This window comes from Janthinobacterium foliorum, from assembly GCF_978021625.1.
In genome coordinates this window covers 20,599-43,634 of the sequence record NZ_CDXDQE010000004.1, presented here as the reverse complement: position 1 = coordinate 43,634, position 23,036 = coordinate 20,599, and the positions used below count along the sequence as shown (strand labels likewise).

Below are 23,036 nucleotides of genomic sequence, written 5' to 3'. Positions count from 1 at the left end.
GCGAAGTGCCAGTCATCACAAAAATCATTGGACCACTTGGACGAACATCATCATGCCGCGAGGAAAATCACCGCACGCCCTGGACTTGCCCCGCCCCACCAGCTGGCTCGACCAGGCTGGCGTCAGCAAGCAGGATGGCGCCTATGAAGCGCTGCGCTCGGCCATCCTGACGAAGATGCTGCCGGCGGGCAGCCGCCTGCCATCCAGCCGCACCCTGGCCGAACGGTGGGAATTGTCGCGTGGCACCATCGAAACCGTCTTCGACCGCCTGCACGCGGAAGCGTACGTGACGCGCGTGCCCGGTTCCGGCACGCGCGTGTGCGCCGTGGTGCCGGAGCGTTTTTTGATGGCAGGCTTTGGCGATGCCAGCCTGGCCGTACCGGCCACCGCCTCCGTGCCCGCTTCGGACACGGGCGTGCGCGATGGCTTGCCCTTCGTGGCCCGGCGCGCGGACGCCAGCCTGTTTGCCATGGCCGCCTGGTCCAAGTGCGCCGCGCGCGCGCTGGCCGCCGCCACGCCGGAGCAGCTGTGCAGCGCCGATCCGGCCGGCTTGCCGCCATTGCGCCAGCAGATCGCCGACTACCTGGGCAAGTACCGCGGCATCCGCTGCGACCCGCAGGACATCGTCGTCACCACCGGCATCCGTCACGCGATCGACTTGCTGGCGCGCAGCATCGTGCGCGATGGCGACAAGGTCTGCCTGGAAGACCCCGGCTATCCGGCCGCGCGTGCCCTGTTCGCCTTGTGCGGCGCCGTCTGCGTGGACATTCCCGTCGATGCCGAGGGCATCGATTGCGCCGCCTTGCGCCAGCACGGCGATGCCAGCGTTGCGTACGTGACGCCGGCGCACCAGTCGCCGCTGGGCGTGACCATGTCCGTCACGCGCCGCCTGGCCCTGCTGGAATGGGCGAACGACAGCGGCGCCTGGGTGGTGGAAGACGATTACGACAGCGAATTCAATTACCAGAGCGCGCCGCTGGCGGCCCTCAAGGCGCTGGACCAGTACCAGCGCGTGATTTACTGCGGCAGCTTCAACAAGACGCTGTTTGCGGGCCTGCGCGTGGGTTTCATGGTCTTGCCGCCCGGCTTGCGGCCATTGCTGCTGCGCACCTTGCAGCTGACGGGGCGCTCCGTGGGCGTGACGGAGCAGCTGGCGCTGGCCGCCTGGATGGAAGACGGCGCCTTCGTGCGCCACCTGCGCCAGGCGCGCCTGGCCTACAAGGAAAGGCGCGACCTGCTGCTGGCTTGCCTGGAACAGATCGCCCCCGGCCGTTACGCGATTACGGGCCAGCAGGCGGGCTTCCATTGCGTGCTGTGGCTGCCGCCGGGCAGCGATGCGCGCGCCTTTTGCGCGCGCGCGGCGCAGGATGGCCTGGCCCTGCAGCCGCTGGGCGACTTTTGCCATGGCGCCCAGCTGGCGCCGGCAGTGCTGCTGGGCTACACGGCCCTGAGCCTGGCGCAGGTGCGCCATGCTGCGCAAAAATTGGGCAGATTGCTGTTGCCCGTGGACAACGCCTGAATGAAACAGCGGGCTGGCTTATAATCACGGCTTCGCCGCAGCGTCCGCAGGGCGCCGGCAGCTGACCACCGAATCTGTCATGACCACCACCCGAACCGAAGCGGCGCTGATCCGCGAGCTGGGCCGCGTCGATTACGAGCCGACCTTTGCCGCCATGCGGGCGTTTACCGATGCGCGCACGACGGAGACGCGCGACGAACTGTGGATCGTCGAGCATCCGCCCGTGTTTACCCTGGGCTTGGCGGCCGACCGCGGCCACCTGCTGGCCGGCGCCGAGAACGTGCCCGTGGTGCAGACGGACCGGGGCGGCGAAGTCACCTTCCACGGCCCCGGCCAGGTGGTGATTTATTTGCTGATGGACTTGCGCCGCAACAAGCCGGGCGGCAAGCTGTATGCGCGCCAGTTCGTGCATAAAATCGAGCAAGCCATCATCAACGTGCTGGCGGCGTATAATCTCGCTGGCGAGCGCATCGATGGCGCGCCCGGCATTTATATTGCCGGCGGACCAGACAAGGGTGCGAAGATTGCCGCGCTGGGATTGAAAGTGCGCGGCAACGGCTGCACCTACCATGGCGTATCGCTCAACGTGGCGATGGACTTGGCGCCGTTTTCCTGGATTAACCCCTGCGGCTATTCCGGCCTGAAGACGGTGGACATGCGCAGCATGGGCGTGGTGGCGCCGCTGGCCGACGTGCAGCGGGCCCTGGCCCATGAATTGACCGTATTACTCGATGTAACCGAGGTAAACAGCGCCGCAGGCGCGCCTCAGGCAGCGGATGCCTGAGCAAACAAACCAACACTGCCCGTCAAGGGCTTGCAGCCATGACTTCTGAGACCATTTCCAGCACCGCCCCCGCCGCGACCGCCGTTCCCGCGTACAACCCGAGCGAAAAGCAAAAAGGCGCCAGCAAGACCTCGCGCATCCCGATCAAGATCATTCCGATCGAGCAAGTCGAGCGCCTGAAAAAGCCGGACTGGATCCGCGTCAAGGCCGCGTCGGCGTCGACCCGCTTCTATGAAATCAAGGACATCCTGCGCGAAAACAAACTCGTCACCGTGTGCGAGGAAGCTAGCTGCCCGAACATCGGCGAATGCTTCGGCAAGGGCACGGCCACCTTCATGATCATGGGCGACAAGTGTACGCGCCGCTGCCCTTTCTGCGACGTCGGCCATGGCCGCCCGGACCCGCTGGACAAGGACGAGCCGGCCAATCTGTCGAAAACCATCGCCAAGCTGCGCCTGAACTACGTCGTCATCACTTCCGTCGACCGCGACGACTTGCGCGACGGCGGCGCCGGCCATTTCGTCGAGTGCATCCAGCAGACGCGCGCCCTGTCGCCGAATACCCGCATCGAAGTGCTGGTGCCCGACTTCCGCGGCCGCCTGGAAAAAGCCCTGAACCTGTTCAAGGATGGCTTGCCTGACGTCATGAACCACAACCTGGAAACGGCGCCGCGCCTGTACAAGGAAGCCCGTCCCGGCTCCGACTACCTGCACTCGCTGAAACTGCTGAAGGACTTCAAGGCCATGTACCCGGACGTGAAGACCAAGTCCGGCATCATGGTGGGCCTGGGCGAGACGGACGAGGAAATCCTGCAAGTCATGCGCGACATGCGCGAGCACGACATCGACATGCTGACCATCGGCCAGTACCTGGCGCCATCGAACAGCCACTTGCCCGTGCGCCGCTACGTGCACCCGGACGTCTTCAAAATGTTCGAAGAGGAAGCATACAAGATGGGCTTTACCCACGCCGCCGTGGGCGCCATGGTGCGCAGCTCGTACCATGCGGATGAACAGGCGCACAGCGCCGGCGTGGAATCGGCGCTGAATTTCTAAGTATCCTGCGCAACATCAAGGCCGCCCGCTGCAGAGCCGGGCGGCTTTTTTTTGCCTGTGCGTATCGTATGCGCCTCATCGGCTGAGCATCCTATACTGGCATGCTGAAAAGGCATGATTAATAAATACGCTATGAGGTGGCGCATGGACGTACGCATCGATGCATCGTGGAAGGCGCGGCTGGAGGGCGAGTTTGCCCAGCCGTACTGGGAACGCCTGGCCGCCTTCGTGAAAGAAGAGTACGCGGCAGGGCCGTGTTGTCCTCCCGGCAAATATATCTTCCGCGCCTTCGACTTGACGCCGTTCGAGCAGGTCAAGGTCGTGATCCTCGGGCAAGACCCGTATCACACGCCTGGCGCCGCCATGGGGCTGTGCTTTTCAGTGCCGGATGGCCATCCCGCGCAGCCGAGTTTACAGAACATCTTCAAGGAACTGGCCACGGACGTGGGTGTCGAGCGCACGCGCACGAATTTGTCGGACTGGGCGCAGCAAGGGGTGTTCCTGCTCAACAGCGTGCTGACGGTGCGCGCCGGGGCGGCCGGTTCGCATGCGGCCAAGGGCTGGGAAAAGCTGACGGACAGCGCCATCGGCCACCTGTCCGCCGAGCGGACGAACCTCGTCTTCATCCTGTGGGGCGGCTACGCGCAAGCCAAGCGCACGCTGATCGATTCCGGCAAGCACCTGGTACTGGCGGCGCCCCATCCATCGCCCTTGTCGGCCAGCAAAGGTTTCTTTGGCAGCAAGCCGTTTAGCCAGGCGAATGCCTACCTGCAGGCGCATGGCCAGGCGGCCATCGCCTGGGGTTAAGTTAAACACAGTACGGCAACCGACAGCGGCAGGCGTTGCTCCCTGCCGCTGTCCTCGCGCGTAACTCTTAAAAACTCGTCGAAAGGCCGGCATAGAAGCTGCGGCGGGCGCCATACTGTGGCGCGCCCACGCCCACGCCGGAACCGTCACGCAGCAGATACGATTTGTCGAACAGGTTGATCAGGGCCAGGCGTCCCTCGACCTTGCCCACGGGCGTGTTCTTCCACGTGTGCGTCAATGCCGTGTTGACCGTGAAATAGCTGGGCAAATGGCCGGAATTGGGCGCGCCACCATCCGGGGTCATGCGCAGGCCGCTGCCGTACAGGAAGTCAGCGCTCACTTGCGAATCGCCAAAGTGGTAATGGCCGCCGCCCGACATCGTGTATTTCTGGTCATGATCGAGATAGACATAGTGGGAGCTGATGTAGTTCAACTCATCGGCGCCAAACAGGGCCTGGCCCGAATTGATGTTGCGGCCCTGCGCCTTTTGCGTGCTGGCATTGAGGAACAGGCCCCAGTTTTTCTCGCTGTAGATGGCGGACAGCTCCAGGCCCTTGGCATAGCCTTGCGCATAGTTAAATGGCGTCAGGATCAGCGCCTGGCCGAACTGGCCTTCGTCCAGCAGATTGCTGATCTTTTTGTAATACGCGTCCGCCGTCAGGGTCAGCTTGGCGTTCACTTGGTGGCTGATGCCGACGTCGTAGTAATGCGTGCGCTCGGCCTTGACGTTGTCGGACTGGCCGATTTCCGGCGCATTCGTCGTGTTGGCGTACAGGTCGATGCTGCCTTGCGCGGCCAGTTCCTGCGGCGGCGGCGTGAAGTAGCGCGAATAGCCCGCGTGCACGGCCGTACCGGGGGCCAGCTGGTAGGCCAGGTTGATGCGCGGGCTCCATTGCTGCTCGCTGGTATAGGCCGAGACCTTGTCGAAGCGGGCGCCATAGTTGAGGGTCAGCGGTTTGCTGATATGCCATTCATCCTGCAGGTAAAAACTCGACAGGGTGCCCGTCTTGCCGCTGTTGTCCAGCACCGTGACGGGCGTGGTGGACGTTTGCGCGCCGTCGTCGGCGGGGAACACGGCCACCGTGTTGTCGCTGGTGGTTTTCTGGCGCGTGTAGGCCAGGCCCGCGCGCAGGGTGTGGTCCTGGTGTACTTTGTAGCTGATGTCGAACTGGGCGCCGGACGCGCTGTTCGAGCGGCGCGAATCGGAGGCCACGCCGTTGTAGATCAGGTCGCCAATGGGATCGGGCGTGAAGTGCAGTTCCGAATACTGGTGGAAGGCGGACAGCTGGTAATTGATGTCGCCCATGCTTTTTTGCAGCGAGACCACGAGGAAGCGGTTCACTTCGCGCTGGTTTTCATCGAGCTGCGACGAGGGGATACTGGACGTGCCCGCCTGCGCATCGCTGTGGCCGGCCAGGGAAAAGCCGGGCGCCTGGTCCGGGTTGTTGGGGATCTGGAAGCGGCCGTTATATGTGCCGAACATGGCGCCCAGGCGCGTATTGTCATCAAGGAAATACGACAGGCTGCCGAAGGTCTTGTTCTGGCGCGTCTTGTCGTGCAGGGCGCTACGCGTGTCCTGCGGGTTTTCCACGCCCAGCGCATTGCCCAGGTAGCTGCCGGACAAATAGTAGTTGAACTTGCCGACGCTGCCGAAAAATTCGGCACTCGGCTCCACATGGTCGTGGCTGCCCACCAGGATGCCGATGCGCCCGCCTGGCGTCATGCCGCCCTCCTTGGTTTCAATATCGACGATGCCGGCCGTGCGCAGGCCGAACTGGGCCGGCAAGGCGCCCGTGATGAAATCGGTCTTGTCGATCAAGCGCGTGTCGATCGACTGGCCAAAGCCGCTGATGCTTTCCGGCAGCTGCACGCCATTGATGCGGTATTGCACGTTGGCATGGTCGTCGCGCACGTGCAGGGCGCCGGACCCCTTCGAATCCTGCGATACGCCTGGCAGGCGCAGCAGCACCTCATTGAATGGCGTGTTGTCGCCCTGTCCCAGCATGCCGACCATGTGGCTGTCGATGCTGTAGATGGTGGTGCCGACTTTCGGCGACAGGTCGATGCGCGCGCTTTTCAGGTGGGCGGAGGTGACTTCCACTGTTTGCATGGCTGGTGGCGCAGCGTCGGTCGCGGTATCGGCGACGGTGGGGCTGGCATCGGCCGGCTCGGCCGCATGGGCGGACACGGTAAACAGGCTGGCAAGGGCGAGCGACAGCGCGCTCAGACGGGGAGTGTGTTGCATGGTAAACCTCAAAATAGTCAACGCCAGGCGGCCCGGCGCGCTTGAAAGCGCGACAAGGGGCAGCCTGAAAAAGGAAAGACAGCGTGGGAACTACAGAGAGAGGGCAGGCGGGCCGCGCACGGGCGGCAAGACGAGGATGGCGACGGGCGCCAGGGTGGCAGGCGCGGCGGCCAGCAAGCGGTACGGCAATAATTGGGCGGGCGGCTCGGCGATGGCCGGCGGCACGGCGATATCGGCCACCTTGTCGATGACGGTGGCGCACAGCGCGCACTCTTCCGCGTCCAGGCTGGTCTTGTGCAGGTGCGACGCGGCCGTCGACAGCAGGAACACGAGGGCCAGCGCACTGAACAGGGCCACGCACAGGCGCCACGGCGTGCGCGCGAGGGCGGACACCGGGTGATGGGCGGGCATGCCGTAGGGCTTGCGGGTGGGCTGGCGGGAAGACATGGGCGAATAGTAGCAAGAAAAACCCGTCGCTGTCAGCGCTTGTTGCAATTGATTTGCGCTATGCGGGCCAAGCAGTATGCCAGTTGATAATGATTTCGCTCCTCCTCATTCATGCTATCGTTCCGCAGCCCAAAATTCCGCGAGTCTCTTCCCAATGTCCAAACGCCCGATGAAGTGCTTGTTCGCCAAGCTGCACCTGTATGCGGGCCTGTGGTTCGGCGCCCTGTTCGTCCTGCTGGGCTTGACGGGCTCGGCCATCGCCTGGATGCCGGAGCTTGACGCGTATCTGAATCCCGGGCTGCTGCAAGCCAGCGCGCCCGCGCCGGGCCAGGCCTTCCAGGTGACGCCGCGCACGCTGCAAGCGGTGCTGGACGGGCTCGCGGCCGACCCCGCTTATGGCAAGCCGAGCCAGATCAATCCACCCGCCGATGCGCGCGACGTGTACGTGGCGTCGTACCGCCAGCCAGGCCAGCCTTCGCCGTTCAGCCAGGCCCTCGTGCGCCAGGTGATGGTCGATCCCTATACCCTGCAAGTCAAGGGCGAGCGCGACTGGGGCCGTTTCGGTTTCTCTCGCCCGCTGCTGATGTCGGGCATGTTTCATCTGCACCGCTATCTGCTGTCGGGCGACGTGGGCAAGACGATCACGGGCATTTCCGGCGTGCTCTTGCTGCTGATTGCCATCAGCGGCATCTATCTGTGGTGGCCGCGCCTGCAGTGGACGGCCATCCGCCGCGCGCTGACGGTGTCGCATGGCGGCTCCTGGCCCCGCTTCAATTACACCCTGCACAAGGCGGCCGGCTTCTTTGCCGCGCCCGTGCTGGCCGTGATCGCCTTTTCCGGCATCTATTTCAACCTGCCGCAGCTGGTCGTGCCGCTGGTGGACCTGGTGTCGACGGTGCCGGATACGGTGAAATTAAAGAATGTGCAGCAGGACGGCGCCGTGCTTGATGCGGGCCAGGCCATGGCTGCCGCGCAAGCTCTGTATCCGCAGGCGCGCGTGTCGCGCATCGTGCTGCCGGCGAAACCGGAGCAGCCGTATGAGATCCGCGTGCGCCAGCCGGACGAAGTCGCCCACGGCGACGGCGCCACGCGCCTCACCCTGGACGCGCGCAGCGGCCAGGCCCTGCGCATCCGCGACCCGCTGACGGCGCCGTATGGCGAGCGCTTCCTGGGCTGGCAATTTCCCCTGCATTCGGGCCAGGCCTTTGGCGTGGCGGGCCGCGCTTTCATTACCGCCTTCGGTGTGATGCCGCTGCTGTTCATGCTGACGGGAACCCTGGTGTGGTGGAAGCGGCGGCGCGGCAGGCGGCAGGCGCGGGGCGCGCAAGCCGGTGCCGGGAATTTGCTATCATCATAGTAGTTTCCGGCAGCCTTTGCGCTGTCCGGCATCCTCACGACAACAAGGAAAAGCAGAGACCATGAGCAATCCCGAGATCACCGTAGCAATGTTGAATGAACGCGGCACCGGCCGCCTGCCCGGCCACCTGGGCATCGTCATCACGCAAGTGGGCGATGGCCAGCTGACGGCGGAATTGCCCGTGCTGCCGCACTTGCTGGCGCCGAACGGCTATCTGCACGCAGGCAGCGTCGTGACCCTGGCCGACACGGCTTCCGGCTATGGCTGCATCGTCAACCTGCCCGAAGGCGCCACCAACTTCACCACCATCGAGTTGAAATCGAACCACCTGGGCACGGCCCGCGAAGGCACGCTCACCTGTACGGCGAAAGTCGAGCACAAGGGCCGCAACACGCAAGTGTGGGATGCCGTGGTGAAAAGCAAGGAAACGGGCAAGACGATTGCCCTGTTCCGCTGCACGCAGATGATTCTGTATCCGAAGTAAGTTATTGATAACGTATCAACGTCTGACAGAACAGTAGCGAGAGGAAGGGAGAGGCGGCTAAGAAGCGCGACCGTACTGCTGGTACGGTGCGCATCGCAGGCCGCCTATACCAACGCGCAGCAGGTTTGGTCAGGCGTTGTCATATTTTCACCCAATTACCCTTGTAGAGAATCGGTCCCGTCGGTCCGTTCGGATCGGGCGAACCGCCTTTCGGTTCCAGGGTGACGGCCAAGAGGGCCACGTCGCTGCCGATGGCGCGCTCGGAGAGGGCCAGTTTGACGCTGCCCTTGTCGGCCAGCAAGCCGAGCGAACGGGGATTGCCGCTCTTCGGCACGGCCCACAGTTCCAGGTCGCGGTCGGCAGGCACGGGCGCGTTGCCCACCATGCGCACGTCGAGGGCGCCGTGGCGGCTGTCGGCCGTCAGCAGCAGGGCCGTTTGCGCTTTCTCGTCCGTCAGGCTGGCCACATAGCTGATCTGCGGCGCATCCAGCAGGCGCGTGGCCACGACGATGACCAGCAGGGCGGCGATGGCGCTCGAAGCCATGCCCAGCGAACGCCAGAACGACAGCGAATCGCGCCACAACGCCCAGCCGCCTTGCGGCGCCAGGTGCAGGCGCTGCTCGATCTGTTTCCACACGCGCTTGGGCGGCGCCACGGGCGTGGCGAATTCGGCCATCGGCTCCAGGCGCTGGCGCCACTCGGCCGTGATATTGCGCAAGTCGGCATCGTTGTGCAGCCAGCCTTCGAAACGCCGCCGCGCGCCCCCTTTCAGGGTGCCCAGCACGTATTCGGAAGCCAGTTTCTGGCGCAGGGTGTCATTGCCACGGATATTCATGATGCCTCCCGTTTCGCCAGACACGTGCGCAGCTTCTCCAGGCTGCGGCGTATCCAGGTCTTCACGGTGCCGATCGGTAGCGACATCTGCTCTGCCACTTCACTGTGCGACAGATCATGGTAATACGCCAGGGCAACCACCTGCCGGTGCAGCCCTTCCAGGGCCGACATGCAAAATGCCAGCGCCTTGGCATCACCGCTCATCTGCAGCGATTCGATCGGCGTGGCCTGGGGGTCTCGGAGTGCATTCATGACTTCGCTATCAAACTGTTCGGCATCGATTTCCACTGTGTCGTCGCTACGCCGCAGCACATCGAACGCCTTGTTGCGCACGATGGTGGCCATCCAGGTCATCGGCGCCGCCAGATGGCTCTGGTAGGAGGCGGCGTTGTTCCAGATGGCGACGAAACCCTCTTGCAAGGCTTCTTCAGCAAGCTCTTGCTTATGCAATATACGCAGCGCGAAGCCAAACAGTTTCGATGATGTGGAGTTATATAGCTGGCGGAACGCCGTGGCGTCCTTGTTCCCGGTGGCAAGCAGCCAGGTTTTGAGTTGCTGCGGGTCGAGCGGTTGAGCGGCTAGGGACACGGCTGGCCTTCACAAGGTGAATGGGATTCACGAATGGGAAGGTTATAACAACTTTGCAATCTTTAGCAACAAGGTTTTGTCGCGTGCGGCATTGCCGTGCGATTAACCGGCGATGGCAGTTTCGAGCAATTTGTGCAGTTCTGCAAATTCGGGCTTGCCCACATAGCGCTTGAGGATCTTGCCCTGCTTGTCGAGCACGAAGGTGGTGGGCGTCAGGGCCACGTCGCCGTAGGCCTTGGCCGCTTCGCCCGTCACGTCGAGCGCCACCTTGAAGGGCAGCTGGCGCGTTTCGGCAAAGTTCAGCACGTAGTTGGCCGGATCGTACTTCATGGCCACGGCCACGAATTCCAGTCCCTGCCCCTTGTACTTGTTATAGGTGTCGACCATTTCCGGCATTTCCGCCACGCACGTGGTGCACGAGGTGGCCCAGAAATTGACCATCACCACCTTGCCGCGCAAGCTCGCCGCAGTGATTTTCTCGCCATGGATGCCGTGGAAGGTCACGTCCGGCGCGCTTTGCTTGTCATTCAGCGACAGATACGCGGCCGCTGCCACGCCCGCCACGAAGACGGCGATGAGGGCTGGCTTGACCCAGGACTTGCTGGCGGATGGCGAAGTTGACATGGTTTTCACTTGAAAAGCGGGGCGATGCGGCCACGATATGACTATTATAGCCGCCGCATCGTCGGCGTGCCCTAGGCCGGATGGCGTAGGTGCTTACTGCTGGACCGTGTCGCTGACGGTGCTGGTGGTGCGCTGCTGCGGCGGGTCCGGCTGCAATTGCTTCAGTTCCGCTTCCGAGATGTAGTCGAACAGCTTGACCACTTTCTGCACGCCGCTCACGCCGCGCGCCACGTCGGAGGCGACCGTGCCTTCGCGCTGGGTCACGCGGCCCATCAGGAAGACGGTGCCGTTTTCCGTGACCACCTTGAACGAGGCGGCCGAGATGGTTTTCATGTCCACCAGGCTGGCCTTGACCTTGGCCGTGATCAGCGCATCGTTCGAGCGCGAGGTGTAGCTGGCAGGGCCGGCGATGATCAGTTCATTCGCCACCGATTCCACGCCTTCGATATTGCGCACTTCGCGCTCGACGGCATTTTTCATCGCCTCGTCGCGCACTTCGCCCGTCAGCAGGACGCGGCGGTTGAAGCTGGTGACGTTCACATGGCCGATGTCGCCGACGATGGAGGGGATGCGTGATTCGCCTTTCAGGGCGATCGACTTGTCTTCGGTCTGGGCGCCCAGGGTGCGGCGGTCCGCCGCGGCGACGCCGCCCATCACCGCGCCGCCGACCATCAATTCGATGCAGCCGGTGAGCGAGGTGAGCATGGCACCGCACAGGAGGGCGGTGGCCAATGGGCGTTGTACGCGTTTCCAGCCTGGGCCAGTACCGAATTTAGTCATTCACGTCTCCTCCGAATAGGGCGACATCGATGCCGTCGCAGATGCAATGTATGGTGGTCAGGTGCACTTCCTGGATGCGTGCCGTGCGTTCTGCCGGCACGCAGATGTGCACGTCGGCGTCCGTCAGCATCTTGCCGATGGCGCCGCCATCCTTGCCCGTCAGCGCGACGACGCGCATTTCGCGCTCGAGCGCCGCTTCCACGGCGGCCATTACGTTGGCCGAATTGCCCGAGGTGGAAATGGCCAGCAGGATGTCGCCGGCCTGGCCGAAGGCCTGCACCTGTTTCGAGAAGATCTCGCGGTAGCTGTAGTCATTCGCCACGGCCGTCAGGATCGAGGTATCCGTCGTCAGCGCCAGGGCCGGCAGCGGAAAGCGCTCGCGCTCGAAGCGCCCCACCAGCTCGGCGGCAAAATGCTGGCAGTCGGCGGCGGAACCGCCGTTGCCGCACGCCAGGATTTTGTTGCCGTTGGACAATGCATAAAACATCAGGTCGATCGCCTGCGCAATGGGTTGCGCCAGTACGGTAGCGGCCTGGATCTTGAGTTCGGCACTTTCGTGGAAGTGCGAGAGGATGCGTTGATTATTCATAGTCTGCCGATTATAGTGCAGGCGCGCGGCATGGCGAACAAGCACTGTTAAAAATGCTTACATATCCAGGATGTTTTTCAGCCAGCTGATATGCCCGCCGTCGATACACAGGGCGTCGAAGCGGCAGGCCGGCAGGCGCTTTTGGCCCAGCAGCCAGGTTTGCGCGGCCACCACCATGCGCCGCTGCTTGGCCGGCGTGATGCTGGCCAGGGCGCCACCGAAGGCCGTGCCCGAGCGCAGCCGCACTTCCACGAAGACGATGCCGGCGCCATCGCGCATGATCAGATCGAGTTCGCCGCCGCGGCACAGGTAATTACGTTGCAACAGTACCAGGCCTTGCAGCAGCAGATAGGCCAGCGCAGCGTCTTCCGCCTGACGCCCCCGTTCCTGCTTCGTTGGCACGGCGGGCGGCCGCATGGCGTGTCCTTATTGCGCCTGCGGCAAGGCGACGGGCGTGGGCGCGGCCGGCGGCCAGGTGCCCAGCGCGCCCTGCTGGTAGGTGGCGGCTTGTTCCGTGCGTTCGAAAACGCTTTGGCCATCTTCGAAGCGCACGGCCAGGCGGCCCGTCACGCCGTCGAGCGTGAATGGCGCGTTGGGCCGCAACGCCACTTCGCGCGCCACGCGGAAGGCGTCGATGCCCAGCGCATACAGGCGTTCCAGGTCGGCCGTCAGGCGGGCGTCGGCCGGTTGCGGCGGCTGCGGATACACCATCACTTGCGGATGGTCGCGCTGCACCTGCCACGGCAAGTCCAGCAGGCGTACGCCGTCCAGTTCAGGACCGCTGGCGCCACGCCCGGCGCCGGGATTCAATGAGGAGGTGCCATACAGGGGCAAGTCGCTGCCGATGGCCACGCGCAGCTGGCGCGCCTGGTCGGCGTCGAGCGCGGCAAACAGCAGGCCGGGCGGGGTATTGGCCAGGCGCGCGCGCAGCTGCACCAGCTCGGCGTCGCTCAGGTAGCCATTCGTGGCCGTCAAGTCCATCGTCTCGACCTTGCCGCCCTGGCGCAGCCATTCCTGCTTGAAGGCGGCGCTGGTGCGGCGCTGCGACGGCGAGCCGGCAGACAGGATCAATGCGCTGGCGCCCGGCTGTTCGCTGGCGGCCCAGGCGGCGACCTGGCGCGCTTCCGCCTCGATCGACAGGCCCATGACGAGCATTTTTTCCGGCAGGCGCGCTTCGCCGCGGTTGTCCGGATGGTTCAGGGCGATCGTCGGCTTGCGTACCAGGTCGCTGTTGGCCACGGCCGTGACGGCCGAGCGCGACAAAGGCCCCACGACGATGTCCTGCTCTTCCTGGGCTTGCGCAAATTTGTTCAGGACGTCGCTGCTGCCATCGCCCGTGTCGATCACCGTCACTTCAAAGCCGCTGCGGTCGCGTTCGTAGGCGGCCATGAAGCCGGCGCGCAGCAATTCGGCGGCCGGGCCCAGGGACGCCGAGCGTAGCGGCAGCAGCAGGCCGATGTGGTGAAGATTGCCATCGGCGGGCGCCGGCGCCGTGGCGGCCGGCATGTCCTGCGCCGTGCCGGTGGCCGGCTTGCCCTTGACGGGGGCCAGCGGCGCGCCATTCTCGTCGTACGAGGTAATATCGGGCACGGCGACGGCAAAGGTCACAGGTTCCGGCGCAGGCGGTTTCGGCGGCACGGGAGGCGGCAGTGGCTTCGGAGGTGGTAGCGGCCTTGTGTTAGATTCAATAGGCGCGCACAATTGCCCGGGCGCGTCGCAAGGCGTGCTGCAAGCGCTCAGCATGCCGGTCGCGGCACAAACAAGCAGTAACTTCACACTATTAGCAAGCATTTAACCTCCAAAATGACCGTACAAGAAATCAGTTCCATCGCCAGCCTGCCCATCATGACAGAGGCGGCGCACCAGGTCTATCCTATCGCAACATTGTATATAGTGGCCACGCCGATCGGGAATGTGACCGATATCAGCCTGCGCGCGCTGCATTTGCTGAGTCTTGCCGATGCCGTCGCCTGTGAAGATACGCGCAACACGGCACACCTGCTGACGCGCTTTGGCCTGAACAAGCCATTGATTGCGGCGCATCAACATAATGAACGGGAAGTGGCGGAAACCCTGATCGCCCGCCTGCACGCCGGCGAGCGCATCGCCCTCGTTTCCGATGCGGGCACGCCCGCCGTCTCGGACCCCGGCGCGCGCATCGTCGACGCCGTGCGCGCGGCCGGCCTGCGCGTGCTGCCCCTGCCCGGCCCGTCGGCGGCCATCACGGCCATTTCCGCCAGCGGCCTGTTAAACGACCAGTTTTACTTTGTCGGCTTCCTGCCGGCCAAGGCCAAGCAGCGCGAAAACATGCTGCACAGCCTGCGCGGCGTGACGGCCACGATGGTGTTTTATGAAGCGCCGCACCGCATCCTCGATTGCGCCACGGCCCTGGCCGAAGCGTTCGAGCCGACGCGCCAGGTGGTGTTCGCGCGCGAACTGACGAAAATGTTCGAGGAAATCCACCGCTGCCCCCTGTCCGAGGCGGAAAGCTGGATACGCGCCGACGCACATCGGGAAAAGGGCGAATTCGTCGTCCTGCTGGAAGGCGCCACGCAAGCGCAGGATGCGGAAGACGTGGAAGCGGAACGCATCCTGAACATCCTGCTGGCCGAATGCAGCGTCAAGCAGGCGGCGAATCTGACGGCGCAGATCACGGGCCGCAAGAAAAATGCCCTGTATGAGCGGGCGCTGCAGTTGAAGGGTCAGGAATAGGCCCCTTGCTGCATATCCTGTGGTGACGCGTCTTCGATACTTACCACTTGCAGCCACTGTCCTTCTTGTCCAGCAACATCAACACGGGCGCCAGCAAGCCCGCCCCCGCATAGGCGGTGCGGCAGTCGCCGCGTTTGCCCTGGGCGATATCGCGCGCCAGCTGGGTTTCCGTTTGCAGCGGCTTGTCGGGGATCTGTCCCACGGCCGTGCCCACCTTGGACGGATCGCGCTCGCCCGCCATCTTGCGCGCCGTCCTCCTGGCCGCTTCCATGTCGAATCTCGGCGTCTCCGGGGTCTCTTGCCTGAAGGTATCGGCACTGGCCGCCGACGTGGCCGGTGAGGCCGGTACGACCGTGATGGCTTGCGGGCTGGATGCCGGCGCCATGGCCGCCGCCGGCGTTTCCCGGCGCGTGGCCAGTTTCGGCTTGCTGATGGGCTTGGGCTCGCGCTTCGGCTGGACGACTTCGGCAGGTGGCGCAGGGGGCTTGGCCGCCAGCGGGCGTATCCACACGGCGATCGACTCCACCTTGGCCTCGCCGGGCGGCAGGGCTGGCGGCTGGACATGGCGCCACAGGTAGATCAATGCGCCATGCAGCAGCAGGGACACGGCGATGCCCAGCGCGATGCCGCGGCCGTCCGGCATGGACCGGCCGCCGCCACCTTTGTCGATACTGAAATCCATTGCCGTCGTCGCCTTCATGTCTGATCGGGAAAACTTGCAAACCTAGTGTCGCATACTTCCAGCAGGTTGAAAAATACATGCGCCTCTGTGCCGCGCGTAAATAATTTACACAGAGTTTCACCTGACCCTTGACCGAAGTGGATACGGCCTGTATTATCTTGGTCTTCGGAGTGTGGCGCAGCCCGGTAGCGCACCTGGTTTGGGACCAGGGGGTCCAAGGTTCGAATCCTTGTACTCCGACCAAATTTGTAGAAAAAAACCCAAGAGTTTCGACTCTTGGGTTTTTTTTCGTCGGTACGGCTGGCGTAGGTCGGGTTAGCGCAAAGCGCGTAAGCCGACAACATTGTTGGCCATGTCCCTGGTGGCGTCGGATTACGCGCTTGCGCGCTAATCCGACCTACCTCAAACAGCGGCGCGTTTCGCCGCGATGGCATTGCCGGCGCGGCTGGAACCCTTGCGCCCCAGCTGCTGCGAGATGAACTGCCCCGCGTCCACCACCAGGTCCAGGTCGATGCCGGTGGCAATCCCCAATCCCTGCATCATGTACAGCACGTCCTCGGTGGCCACGTTGCCGGTGGCGCCCTTGGCGTACGGGCAGCCGCCCAGGCCCGAGACGGACGAGTGATAGATGGCGATGCCCGTTTCCAAACTGGCGTAGATGTTCGCCAGCGCCTGGCCATAGGTGTCGTGGAAGTGGCCGGACAGGCCGCCCACATGGAAGGCCGCAATCGCGCGTTCCATCACCGCCTGCGTTTTGCGCGGCGTGGCCACGCCGATGGTGTCGGCGATGTCGATCTCGTCGCAGCCCAGGTCGCGCATGCGGCCCACCACGTCGGCCACGGCGTCGAGCGGCACGTCGCCCTGGTAGGGACAGCCGAAGGCGCAGCTGATGCTGCCGCGCAGGCGCAGGCCGTGTTCCTTGGCCGCCTTCGCCACGCTTTCGAAGCGGGCGATCGATTCGGCGATCGAGCAGTTGATGTTCTTTTGCGAGAAGGCCTCGGAGGCGGAGCCGAAGATCACCACTTCATCGGCCTTCGCCGCCAGCGCCGCGTCGAAGCCCTGCATGTTCGGCGTCAGCGCGGAATATAGCGTGCCGGGGCGGCGCGCGATTTTCTCCATCACTTCCGCGCTGGTGGCCATCTGCGGCACCCATTTCGGCGAGACGAAGGACGCCGCCTCGATATTGGCGAAGCCCGCCTGTGTCAGGCGGTCGACCAGTTCGATCTTGACGGCTGCGCTGATGGTTTCCTTCTCGTTTTGCAGGCCGTCGCGCGGGCCCACTTCGACGATCTTGACCTGTTTCGGCAAATTGGCTTGAGCGTTCATTTCAATATCCTTGCAAACGGTTGACGATGCCGGCGACAGCTACTCCGGCGTGCAGGCGGCGCATCTTGGCGGCGATCTGCGCCACGCTTTCGCGGCGCAGGGTGGCCGCTGAAATATGCGGCGTGATGGTGATGCGCGGCTCCTGCCAGAACGGGTGCTGCTGCGGCAGCGGCTCGTTGCGGAACACGTCGAGCGTCGCGCCGGCGATATGCCCGGAGCGTATCAGGGTCAGCAAGTCCGGCTCGGCCAGATGCGCGCCGCGCGCCACGTTGATGATATAGGCGCCCGGCAGCAGCATGGACAGGCGCGCGCGGTCGAGCAGGTTGTGCGTGTCCGGCGTGAGCGGCAGCATGCACACCAGCACGCGCGTGCCACGCAAAAATGCTTCGAGTCCCTCTTCGCCGGCATGGCACTGCACGCCGTCGATGTGTTTCTGGCTGCGGCTCCAGCCCCGCAGCGGAAACTCGAACTGCGCCAGCGCTTCGAGCACGCGCGTGCCCAGCACGCCCATGCCCAGCACGCCGACGGGGAAATCCGCCTTATCGAACGCGGGCAGCGGCTGCCAGATGCCGGCGCGCGCCTGCGCCTCGTAATCATCGAAACGGCGGAAATGGCGTAGCACGGCGTGGCTTACATACTCGGCCATCTGCACGCCCATGCCCGCGTCATCGAGGCGCACCAGCGGCACGTGGCCGGGCAGCGCCTCGCCGAATTTCAAGAGCGCGTCGACGCCGGCGCCCGTGTTGAAGATGGCTTTCATACTGGCCAGCGCCGGCAGCATGGCGGCGGGCGGCTGCCAGACGACGGCGTAGTCGCAAGGCGCAACTGCCTCGCCTTCGCGCCAGAAGTGGATCTCGGCTTCGGGCAGCAAGTCGCGGAAGTCGCTGATCCATGCCGCCTCCTTGCCATCCGCGCGTTGTAAAAGGATGCGCATCGTGGCTGCCCCTATGCGGCTGCCTTGAAGGCCAGCAGCGGCGCGCCATCGGCCACCTGGTCGCCGACGGCATACAGCACGTCTTCCACCAGGCCGTCGTGCGGCGCGGCGATCGTGTGCTCCATCTTCATCGCTTCCATGATGACCAGCGGTTCGCCTTTTTTAACATCCTGGCCCTTGTTCACCAGCACGGCGACGACCTTGCCCGGCATCGGCGCCGTCAGGCGTCCGCCTTCCGCTTCCGTCTCGCCTGCGTGGGCCATCGGGTCGCTGTAGTGCAAGGTGTAGTGCAAGCCATCGCTGAACACATGGAACTGCTCGCCGTCGCGCAGCACGGTGCCATGCACGGCCCGCTCGCCCAGCTTGATGTGCAGTTCCTGGCCGGCGCGCGACGTCAGGCTCAAGGGCTGGCCGTTGAACAGCCAGCCATCGTTTTGATAGGCGATGCGCGCGGCATAGGCCTGGTTGCCGCCAGCCTGCGTGAATTCGTCGGCAAACGCCAGGCTGCGTTCCAGGGTGCTGTTCAGGCGCCAGCCCAGGGCATTGCCCCACGGGTCGGCGCGGTGGGCCGATTGCGCTTCGGCGGCCGCTTTTTCTTCCAGCAGCAGGGCGACGGACGCCAGCGCCAGGGCCGTGTCGGGCGCGGCCTGCAGGGCGGGGAACAGCGAATCTTGATTGCGTTCGATGAGGCCCGTATCGAGGTCGGCGCTGGCAAATGCCTGGCCTTCGACCAGGCGTTTCAAAAAGGCGATATTGCTGGCCAGGCCGACGATCTGGTAGCCGGCCAGCGCCTGCGCCATGCGCGCCAGCGCTTCGCGGCGGTCCGCGCCCCAGACGATCAACTTGGCGATCATCGGGTCGTAGAACGGCGAAATGGCGTCGCCTTCGCGCACGCCCGAATCGATGCGCACGGACGCCGGAACGCCCGTGCCGCCCAGTTCGAACGTCACGGCCGGTGGCGACTGCATGTGGCGCAGGGTGCCGATCGACGGCAGGAAACCCTTCTCCGGATTTTCCGCATAGATGCGCGCCTCGATGGCGTGGCCGTGGATCGTCAGTTCGTTCTGTTTTTTCGGCAGCGGCTCGCCAAAGGCGACGCGCAGCTGCCATTCCACCAGGTCGGTGCCGGTGATCATTTCCGTCACCGGATGCTCGACCTGCAGGCGCGTGTTCATTTCCATGAAGTAGAACGAGCCATCCTGGTTGGCGATGAATTCCACCGTGCCCGCGCCCACGTAGCCGACGGCCTTGGCGGCGGCGACGGCCGCCTCGCCCATGGCCGCGCGGCGCTCGGACGGCATGCCCGGCGCCGGCGCTTCTTCCAGCACCTTTTGATGACGGCGCTGCACCGAGCAATCGCGCTCGAACAGATAAATGCAGTTGCCCAGGGTATCGGCAAACACCTGGATTTCGATATGCCGCGGACGCGACAGGTATTTTTCGGCCAGCACCTTGTCGTCGCCGAAGGAGCTGATCGCTTCGCGCTTGCACGAGGCCAGCGCGGCCTTGAAGTCGGCGCTGCTGTCGATGACGCGCATGCCCTTGCCGCCGCCGCCGGCCGAGGCTTTCAGCAGGACGGGGTAGCCGATCTTGTCGGCCTGGCCGTGCAAGAAGTCCGCATCCTGTTCCTCGCCGTGGTAGCCGGGCACCAGCGGTACATTCGCCTTTTCCATCAGCGACTTGGCGGCCGATTTCGATCCCATGGCGCGCATGGCGGATGCGGGCGGGCCGATGAAGACCAGTCCCGCCGCATGGCAAGCATCGGCGAAGTCGGCGTTCTCGGACAGGAAGCCGTAACCGGGATGGATCGCCTGCGCGCCCGTGGCCAGCGCTACGGCGATGATCTTGTCGCCGCACAGATAGCTTTCCTTGGCCGGCGCGGGACCGATCAGCACCGCTTCGTCGCACACGGCGACGTGCTTGGCGTTGGCGTCCGCTTCCGAATACACGGCGACCGTCTGGATGCCCATGCGGCGCGCGGTGGCGGCGACACGGCAAGCGATTTCGCCGCGGTTGGCGATCAGGATTTTAGTGAACATGGTCTCTCTCTATTCTCTCAATGGGGCAGCTGTCTCTTAATGGACCTGTTCTGCTGGCTTGTCGGCTTACGCGCTGCGCGCTAAGCCGACCTACGGATGGTGATGCCGGATAGCGTAGGTCGGGTTAGCCGGCACGGCGTAACCCGACAGGGCTGTCATCAGCAGCCGCACTTCTCTTTCTGTACCGATTCGAGCATGGCGCCGCGCGTTTGCAGGCCCAGCTTGTTCAACAGGACGCGGTCGTCTTCCGCTTCCGGGTTGTCGGTGGTGAGCAGCTTGTCGCCGTAGAAGATGGAATTGGCGCCGGCCAGGAAGCACATGGCTTGCACGGCTTCGCCCATCTGGCGGCGGCCCGCCGACAGGCGCACGCGCGCCTTCGGCATGGTGATGCGGGCGACGGCGATGGTGCGCACGAATTCGAACGGGTCCAGCGCTTCCAGGCCAAACAGGGGCGTGCCTTCCACCTGCACCAGGTGGTTCACGGGCACCGATTCCGGGTACGGATTCAAATTGGCCAGCTGGGCGATCAGGCCCGCGCGCTGCAGCCGCGTCTCGCCCATGCCGACGATGCCGCCGCAGCACACTTTCAAGCCCGCTTCGCGCACGCGGCCAAGGGTGTCCAGGCGGTCCTGGTATTCGCGCGTGGAGATGACGTTGTCGTAGAACTCGGGTGCGGTGTCCAGATTATGGTTGTAGAAATCGAGGCCGGCGTTTTTCAGGCGGTCGGCCTGGCCCTCTTCCAGCATGCCCAGGGTGGCGCAGGTTTCCAGGCCCAGCGCTTTTACCTTGCTGACCATTTCTTCCACTTTGTCCATGTCGCGGTCTTTCGGGCCGCGCCAGGCGGCGCCCATGCAGAAACGCGTGGCGCCGTTGGCCTTCGCCTGGCGCGCCGCGTCGAGCACCGTGTCGATGTCGAGGATTTTTTTCGCTTCCACGCCCGTGTCGTAGCGGGCAGCTTGCGGGCAGTAGCCGCAGTCTTCCTCGCAGCCGCCCGTCTTGATCGACAGCAGGGTCGCCAGTTCCACGTCGCCATCGGGGAAGTTGACGCGGTGGGTTTGCTGGGCCTTGAACATCAGGTCATTGAATGGCAGGTCGAACAGGGCCAGCACATCGTCGATGGGCCAGGTGGCCGCTTCCGGCAGGGTGATGCGCGCCGCAGGGCGGTGCAGTTCGACGGTTTTTGCTGCTTCTTGGACTAAAGACATGGTGATTCCTTCGCTTCTATTTTTTGGCTACGTTTAAGTGTCTGGTTTAATTCTTAGGCTGCTGCGCCGGCCAGTTGGGCAGGCCGGTGAAATCGAGATAGGCTGCCGCCGCTTCCGCGCTCGGCTGCGCCAGGCGCGGCACCCTGCCCAGCAGCGGGGCCGGGATGCGCTCGATCAGCGCATCGATATTTTCATCGAGGAAGCGCATTTCCATTTCCAGTGTGTTGGCGACCCAGCCGACCACCGTCAGGCCGCGCGCTTCGACGGCCTCCACCGTCAGCAAGGCCTGGCTGATGCAGCCCAGGCGCATGCCGACCACGAGGATCACGGGCAGGTCGAGCTGTTGCGCCAGGTCGGCCGAGTCGAAGCCCGGCGACAGCGGCACGCGGAAGCCGCCCACGCCTTCCACCACCACGGCGTCCGAGGCGGCGGCAATTTCCAGGTAGGCGGCCAGGATGGGCACCGATTCGATGCTCACGCCTTCGAGCGCGGCGGCGATGTGCGGCGCGGCAGGTTCCTTCAGCATGTAGGGCGTCGTCAGGCTGCGCAGCATGGTCACATTGCCGGCGGCGATCAGGCTGTCGGCGTCTTCATTATGCAGTTCGCCGTCGCGCATTTCGGCGCCGGCGGCCACCGGCTTCATGCCGCAGGCGCGCACGCCGCGCGCGACCAGCGCGTGCAGCAGGGCCGACGACGTCAGCGTCTTGCCGATCTCCGTGTCGGTGCCGGTGACGAAGCAGGCAAAGTGCGATGGCAGGCCGGTGGCGGCCGGCGCTGGCTGCACGGCCGGCGCCAGGTCCGCCAGCACTTCCGCCACGATAGGGTCATCAAGGCTCATGGCGAGTCCTTTCCAGGGTGTTGACTGCGTTGATCAATTGCGCCACTTCCAGCGCCGTATGGCCGGCCGACAGGGTCACGCGCAGGCGCGCCGTGCCCGCGGGCACGGTGGGCGGGCGGATGGCGCCGACCCACAGCCCCTGCTCGTACAGGCTGGCGGCGATGGCCATCATTTCCGCGTTCTCGCCGACGATGACGGGCTGGATGGCGGTCAAGGAGGGCAAGGCTTGCCAGCGCTGCAGCTGCAAGCCGTCGTTCCATTGCGCCACCAGTGCGGCCAGGTGTATCCGGCGTTGTTTTCCTTCGTCACCGGCGATGATGTCCAGGCTGGCCAGCAGCGCATGCGCCAGCGCGGGCGCGGCCGCCGTGGTGAAGATGTAGGGACGCGCCTTCTGGATCAGCGTTTCGATCACGGCTTCGTGCGCGCATACAAAGGCGCCGCCCACGCCGGCCGACTTGCCCAAGGTGCCCACATACACGAGGTATGGGGAACGCAGGCCGAAGTGTTCCAATGCGCCCCGGCCGTGCTCGCCCAGCGCGCCGAAGCCGTGCGCGTCGTCGACCACCAGCCAGGCGCCGTGCTGCTCGCACAGGGCCAGCAGCGCGGGCAGCGGCGCCAGGTCGCCATCCATGCTGAAGACGCTGTCGGTGACGACGATTTTTGTCTGCGCCGTGCTGGCCGCCAGCAGGGCCGCCAGGGCGTCGAGGTCGGCGTGCGGATACACGCGCGTTGTCACGCGCGCCAGGCGCGTGCCGTCGATCAGCGAGGCGTGGTTCAGCGCTTCCGAAAAAATCTCGGTCTCCGGGTCGCCCGCCGACAGGGCCGTCAGCACGGCCAGATTGGCCATGTAGCCGGTGCAGAAATACAGGGCGCGCGCGTCTTCCAGGTTGGCGCCCACGAAATTGGCCAGGCGCTCTTCCAGCTGGGCGTGGGCGCGGCTATGGCCGCTGATCAGGTGCGATGCGCCGCTGCCGGCGCCATACAGGTCGGCGCCCTCTTTCAGCGCTTCCACGATGCGCGGATGCGCGGCCAGGCCCAGGTAGTCATTGCTGCAAAAGGCCAGCATGGCGCGGCCATCGACCGTCAGGCGCGGCGCGCACGGCGTGTCGACGGTGCGGCGGCGGCGCATCAGGCTGCGCTCTTCCAGTCCGTGCAACTGCTGTTTCAGGCGCGTGAGCATTTCCATC

General features: G+C 64.7%; 23 protein-coding genes and 1 tRNA gene. 8 read left to right on the top strand and 16 right to left on the bottom strand.

From position 1 onward, the window contains the following. The first annotated feature begins 52 nt into the window (after positions 1–52). The 4 genes from pdxR to ACZ92H_RS10450 all read left to right on the top strand — a co-directional run bounded on the left by pdxR (position 53) and on the right by ACZ92H_RS10450 (position 4,165). Positions 53–1,519, top strand: coding sequence for a MocR-like pyridoxine biosynthesis transcription factor PdxR (gene pdxR, locus ACZ92H_RS10465; RefSeq protein WP_465049283.1), 1,467 nt, complete (start codon positions 53–55; stop codon positions 1,517–1,519). A 79-nt stretch (positions 1,520–1,598) separates the two neighbouring features. Beyond that, positions 1,599–2,303, top strand: coding sequence for a lipoyl(octanoyl) transferase LipB (gene lipB, locus ACZ92H_RS10460; RefSeq protein ID WP_465049282.1), 705 nt, complete (start codon positions 1,599–1,601; stop codon positions 2,301–2,303). Between the two features lie 38 nt (positions 2,304–2,341). Further along, on the top strand, positions 2,342–3,358 hold the full coding sequence (gene lipA, locus ACZ92H_RS10455; protein WP_131374982.1) for a lipoyl synthase: 1,017 nt from the start codon (positions 2,342–2,344) through the stop codon (positions 3,356–3,358). 144 nt (positions 3,359–3,502) lie between these two features. Continuing rightward, positions 3,503–4,165: a uracil-DNA glycosylase gene (locus ACZ92H_RS10450; protein ID WP_465049280.1), complete on the top strand. Its 663-nt coding sequence runs from the start codon at positions 3,503–3,505 to the stop codon at positions 4,163–4,165. A 67-nt stretch (positions 4,166–4,232) separates the two neighbouring features. Here ACZ92H_RS10450 and ACZ92H_RS10445 read toward each other — a convergent pair whose 3' ends face one another. Then, positions 4,233–6,410 (bottom strand): TonB-dependent receptor, encoded by a 2,178-nt coding sequence (locus ACZ92H_RS10445; protein WP_131374986.1) that lies wholly within the window; start codon positions 6,408–6,410, stop codon positions 4,233–4,235. Between the two features lie 90 nt (positions 6,411–6,500). Further along, positions 6,501–6,857, bottom strand: coding sequence for a hypothetical protein (locus ACZ92H_RS10440; RefSeq protein ID WP_131374988.1), 357 nt, complete (start codon positions 6,855–6,857; stop codon positions 6,501–6,503). Positions 6,858–7,026: 169 nt separating this feature from the next. Between ACZ92H_RS10440 and ACZ92H_RS10435 the strand changes: the two genes are divergently transcribed. Together ACZ92H_RS10435 and ACZ92H_RS10430 are read left to right on the top strand one after the other, a co-directional pair. Further along, on the top strand, positions 7,027–8,214 hold the full coding sequence (locus ACZ92H_RS10435; protein WP_465049279.1) for a PepSY-associated TM helix domain-containing protein: 1,188 nt from the start codon (positions 7,027–7,029) through the stop codon (positions 8,212–8,214). A 61-nt stretch (positions 8,215–8,275) separates the two neighbouring features. Beyond that, positions 8,276–8,698 carry a PaaI family thioesterase gene (locus ACZ92H_RS10430; protein ID WP_131374992.1) on the top strand — a complete coding sequence of 141 codons (423 nt, stop codon included), beginning with the start codon at positions 8,276–8,278 and terminating at the stop codon, positions 8,696–8,698. Between the two features lie 139 nt (positions 8,699–8,837). On the opposite strand, the gene ACZ92H_RS10425 is transcribed toward ACZ92H_RS10430, so the two are convergent. The 7 genes from ACZ92H_RS10425 to ACZ92H_RS10395 form a co-directional block, all read right to left on the bottom strand. Next, positions 8,838–9,533: an anti-sigma factor gene (locus ACZ92H_RS10425; RefSeq protein WP_131374995.1), complete on the bottom strand. Its 696-nt coding sequence runs from the start codon at positions 9,531–9,533 to the stop codon at positions 8,838–8,840. Continuing rightward, on the bottom strand, positions 9,530–10,120 hold the full coding sequence (locus ACZ92H_RS10420; RefSeq protein WP_465049278.1) for a sigma-70 family RNA polymerase sigma factor: 591 nt from the start codon (positions 10,118–10,120) through the stop codon (positions 9,530–9,532). Before ACZ92H_RS10420 ends, ACZ92H_RS10425 begins: the two co-directional genes overlap by 4 nt. Before the next feature lie 102 nt (positions 10,121–10,222). Next, positions 10,223–10,744, bottom strand: a complete 522-nt coding sequence (locus ACZ92H_RS10415) for a TlpA disulfide reductase family protein (protein WP_131374999.1) — start codon at positions 10,742–10,744, stop codon at positions 10,223–10,225. A 93-nt stretch (positions 10,745–10,837) separates the two neighbouring features. Next, a complete protein-coding gene (locus ACZ92H_RS10410; RefSeq protein ID WP_131375001.1) occupies positions 10,838–11,524 on the bottom strand; it encodes a BON domain-containing protein in 687 nt (228 codons plus the stop codon). Then, positions 11,517–12,113: a phosphoheptose isomerase gene (locus ACZ92H_RS10405; RefSeq protein WP_034752465.1), complete on the bottom strand. Its 597-nt coding sequence runs from the start codon at positions 12,111–12,113 to the stop codon at positions 11,517–11,519. The genes ACZ92H_RS10410 and ACZ92H_RS10405 overlap by 8 nt, the downstream gene beginning before the upstream one ends. A gap of 57 nt (positions 12,114–12,170) precedes the next feature. Beyond that, positions 12,171–12,530 carry a YraN family protein gene (locus ACZ92H_RS10400; RefSeq protein ID WP_465049275.1) on the bottom strand — a complete coding sequence of 120 codons (360 nt, stop codon included), beginning with the start codon at positions 12,528–12,530 and terminating at the stop codon, positions 12,171–12,173. 9 nt (positions 12,531–12,539) lie between these two features. Beyond that, entirely contained in the window at positions 12,540–13,721 is a 1,182-nt protein-coding gene (locus tag ACZ92H_RS10395) for a penicillin-binding protein activator (protein ID WP_465049274.1), read from the bottom strand. A gap of 195 nt (positions 13,722–13,916) precedes the next feature. Here ACZ92H_RS10395 and rsmI point away from each other — a divergent pair, with 195 nt between their 5' ends. Then, entirely contained in the window at positions 13,917–14,825 is a 909-nt protein-coding gene (rsmI, locus tag ACZ92H_RS10390) for a 16S rRNA (cytidine(1402)-2'-O)-methyltransferase (RefSeq protein WP_131375007.1), read from the top strand. A gap of 40 nt (positions 14,826–14,865) precedes the next feature. On the opposite strand, the gene ACZ92H_RS10385 is transcribed toward rsmI, so the two are convergent. Further along, positions 14,866–15,507, bottom strand: coding sequence for a hypothetical protein (locus tag ACZ92H_RS10385; protein WP_465049273.1), 642 nt, complete (start codon positions 15,505–15,507; stop codon positions 14,866–14,868). 166 nt (positions 15,508–15,673) lie between these two features. On the opposite strand from ACZ92H_RS10385, the gene ACZ92H_RS10380 reads away from it, so the two are divergent. Continuing rightward, positions 15,674–15,750: transfer RNA gene (locus tag ACZ92H_RS10380), tRNA-Pro, on the top strand. 159 nt (positions 15,751–15,909) lie between these two features. Here ACZ92H_RS10380 and ACZ92H_RS10375 read toward each other — a convergent pair. The 6 genes from ACZ92H_RS10375 to bioF all read right to left on the bottom strand — a co-directional run bounded on the left by ACZ92H_RS10375 (position 15,910) and on the right by bioF (position 23,035). Then, on the bottom strand, positions 15,910–16,833 hold the full coding sequence (locus ACZ92H_RS10375) for a hydroxymethylglutaryl-CoA lyase (RefSeq protein WP_465049271.1): 924 nt from the start codon (positions 16,831–16,833) through the stop codon (positions 15,910–15,912). Between the two features lies 1 nt (position 16,834). Next, positions 16,835–17,767, bottom strand: a complete 933-nt coding sequence (locus ACZ92H_RS10370) for a 2-hydroxyacid dehydrogenase (RefSeq protein WP_131375013.1) — start codon at positions 17,765–17,767, stop codon at positions 16,835–16,837. Between the two features lie 11 nt (positions 17,768–17,778). Continuing rightward, positions 17,779–19,806 carry an acetyl/propionyl/methylcrotonyl-CoA carboxylase subunit alpha gene (locus ACZ92H_RS10365; RefSeq protein ID WP_465049270.1) on the bottom strand — a complete coding sequence of 676 codons (2,028 nt, stop codon included), beginning with the start codon at positions 19,804–19,806 and terminating at the stop codon, positions 17,779–17,781. Between the two features lie 158 nt (positions 19,807–19,964). Continuing rightward, complete coding sequence (gene bioB / locus ACZ92H_RS10360) at positions 19,965–21,011, bottom strand: biotin synthase BioB (RefSeq protein ID WP_465049269.1); 1,047 nt, start codon at positions 21,009–21,011, stop codon at positions 19,965–19,967. Between the two features lie 46 nt (positions 21,012–21,057). Further along, a complete protein-coding gene (gene bioD / locus ACZ92H_RS10355) occupies positions 21,058–21,849 on the bottom strand; it encodes a dethiobiotin synthase (protein ID WP_465049268.1) in 792 nt (263 codons plus the stop codon). Continuing rightward, entirely contained in the window at positions 21,839–23,035 is a 1,197-nt protein-coding gene (bioF, locus tag ACZ92H_RS10350) for an 8-amino-7-oxononanoate synthase (protein ID WP_465049267.1), read from the bottom strand. The genes bioD and bioF overlap by 11 nt, the downstream gene beginning before the upstream one ends. Position 23,036: the final 1 nt, after the last annotated feature.

Bases quoted from the DNA above. Each gene is read 5' to 3' on its own strand.
- pdxR (WP_465049283.1), top strand. From the start codon at position 53: ATGCCGCGAGGAAAATCACCGCACGCCCTGGACTTGCCCCGCCCCACC.
- lipB (WP_465049282.1), top strand. From the start codon at position 1,599: ATGACCACCACCCGAACCGAAGCGGCGCTGATCCGCGAGCTGGGCCGC.
- lipA (WP_131374982.1), top strand. From the start codon at position 2,342: ATGACTTCTGAGACCATTTCCAGCACCGCCCCCGCCGCGACCGCCGTT.
- ACZ92H_RS10450 (WP_465049280.1), top strand. From the start codon at position 3,503: ATGGACGTACGCATCGATGCATCGTGGAAGGCGCGGCTGGAGGGCGAG.
- ACZ92H_RS10445 (WP_131374986.1), bottom strand. From the start codon at position 6,410: ATGCAACACACTCCCCGTCTGAGCGCGCTGTCGCTCGCCCTTGCCAGC.
- ACZ92H_RS10440 (WP_131374988.1), bottom strand. From the start codon at position 6,857: ATGTCTTCCCGCCAGCCCACCCGCAAGCCCTACGGCATGCCCGCCCAT.
- ACZ92H_RS10435 (WP_465049279.1), top strand. From the start codon at position 7,027: ATGAAGTGCTTGTTCGCCAAGCTGCACCTGTATGCGGGCCTGTGGTTC.
- ACZ92H_RS10430 (WP_131374992.1), top strand. From the start codon at position 8,276: ATGAGCAATCCCGAGATCACCGTAGCAATGTTGAATGAACGCGGCACC.
- ACZ92H_RS10425 (WP_131374995.1), bottom strand. From the start codon at position 9,533: ATGAATATCCGTGGCAATGACACCCTGCGCCAGAAACTGGCTTCCGAA.
- ACZ92H_RS10415 (WP_131374999.1), bottom strand. From the start codon at position 10,744: ATGTCAACTTCGCCATCCGCCAGCAAGTCCTGGGTCAAGCCAGCCCTC.
- ACZ92H_RS10410 (WP_131375001.1), bottom strand. From the start codon at position 11,524: ATGACTAAATTCGGTACTGGCCCAGGCTGGAAACGCGTACAACGCCCA.
- ACZ92H_RS10405 (WP_034752465.1), bottom strand. From the start codon at position 12,113: ATGAATAATCAACGCATCCTCTCGCACTTCCACGAAAGTGCCGAACTC.
- ACZ92H_RS10400 (WP_465049275.1), bottom strand. From the start codon at position 12,530: ATGCGGCCGCCCGCCGTGCCAACGAAGCAGGAACGGGGGCGTCAGGCG.
- rsmI (WP_131375007.1), top strand. From the start codon at position 13,917: ATGACCGTACAAGAAATCAGTTCCATCGCCAGCCTGCCCATCATGACA.
- ACZ92H_RS10385 (WP_465049273.1), bottom strand. From the start codon at position 15,507: ATGGATTTCAGTATCGACAAAGGTGGCGGCGGCCGGTCCATGCCGGAC.
- ACZ92H_RS10375 (WP_465049271.1), bottom strand. From the start codon at position 16,833: ATGAACGCTCAAGCCAATTTGCCGAAACAGGTCAAGATCGTCGAAGTG.
- ACZ92H_RS10370 (WP_131375013.1), bottom strand. From the start codon at position 17,767: ATGCGCATCCTTTTACAACGCGCGGATGGCAAGGAGGCGGCATGGATC.
- ACZ92H_RS10365 (WP_465049270.1), bottom strand. From the start codon at position 19,806: ATGTTCACTAAAATCCTGATCGCCAACCGCGGCGAAATCGCTTGCCGT.
- bioB (WP_465049269.1), bottom strand. From the start codon at position 21,011: ATGTCTTTAGTCCAAGAAGCAGCAAAAACCGTCGAACTGCACCGCCCT.
- bioD (WP_465049268.1), bottom strand. From the start codon at position 21,849: ATGAGCCTTGATGACCCTATCGTGGCGGAAGTGCTGGCGGACCTGGCG.
- bioF (WP_465049267.1), bottom strand. From the start codon at position 23,035: ATGGAAATGCTCACGCGCCTGAAACAGCAGTTGCACGGACTGGAAGAG.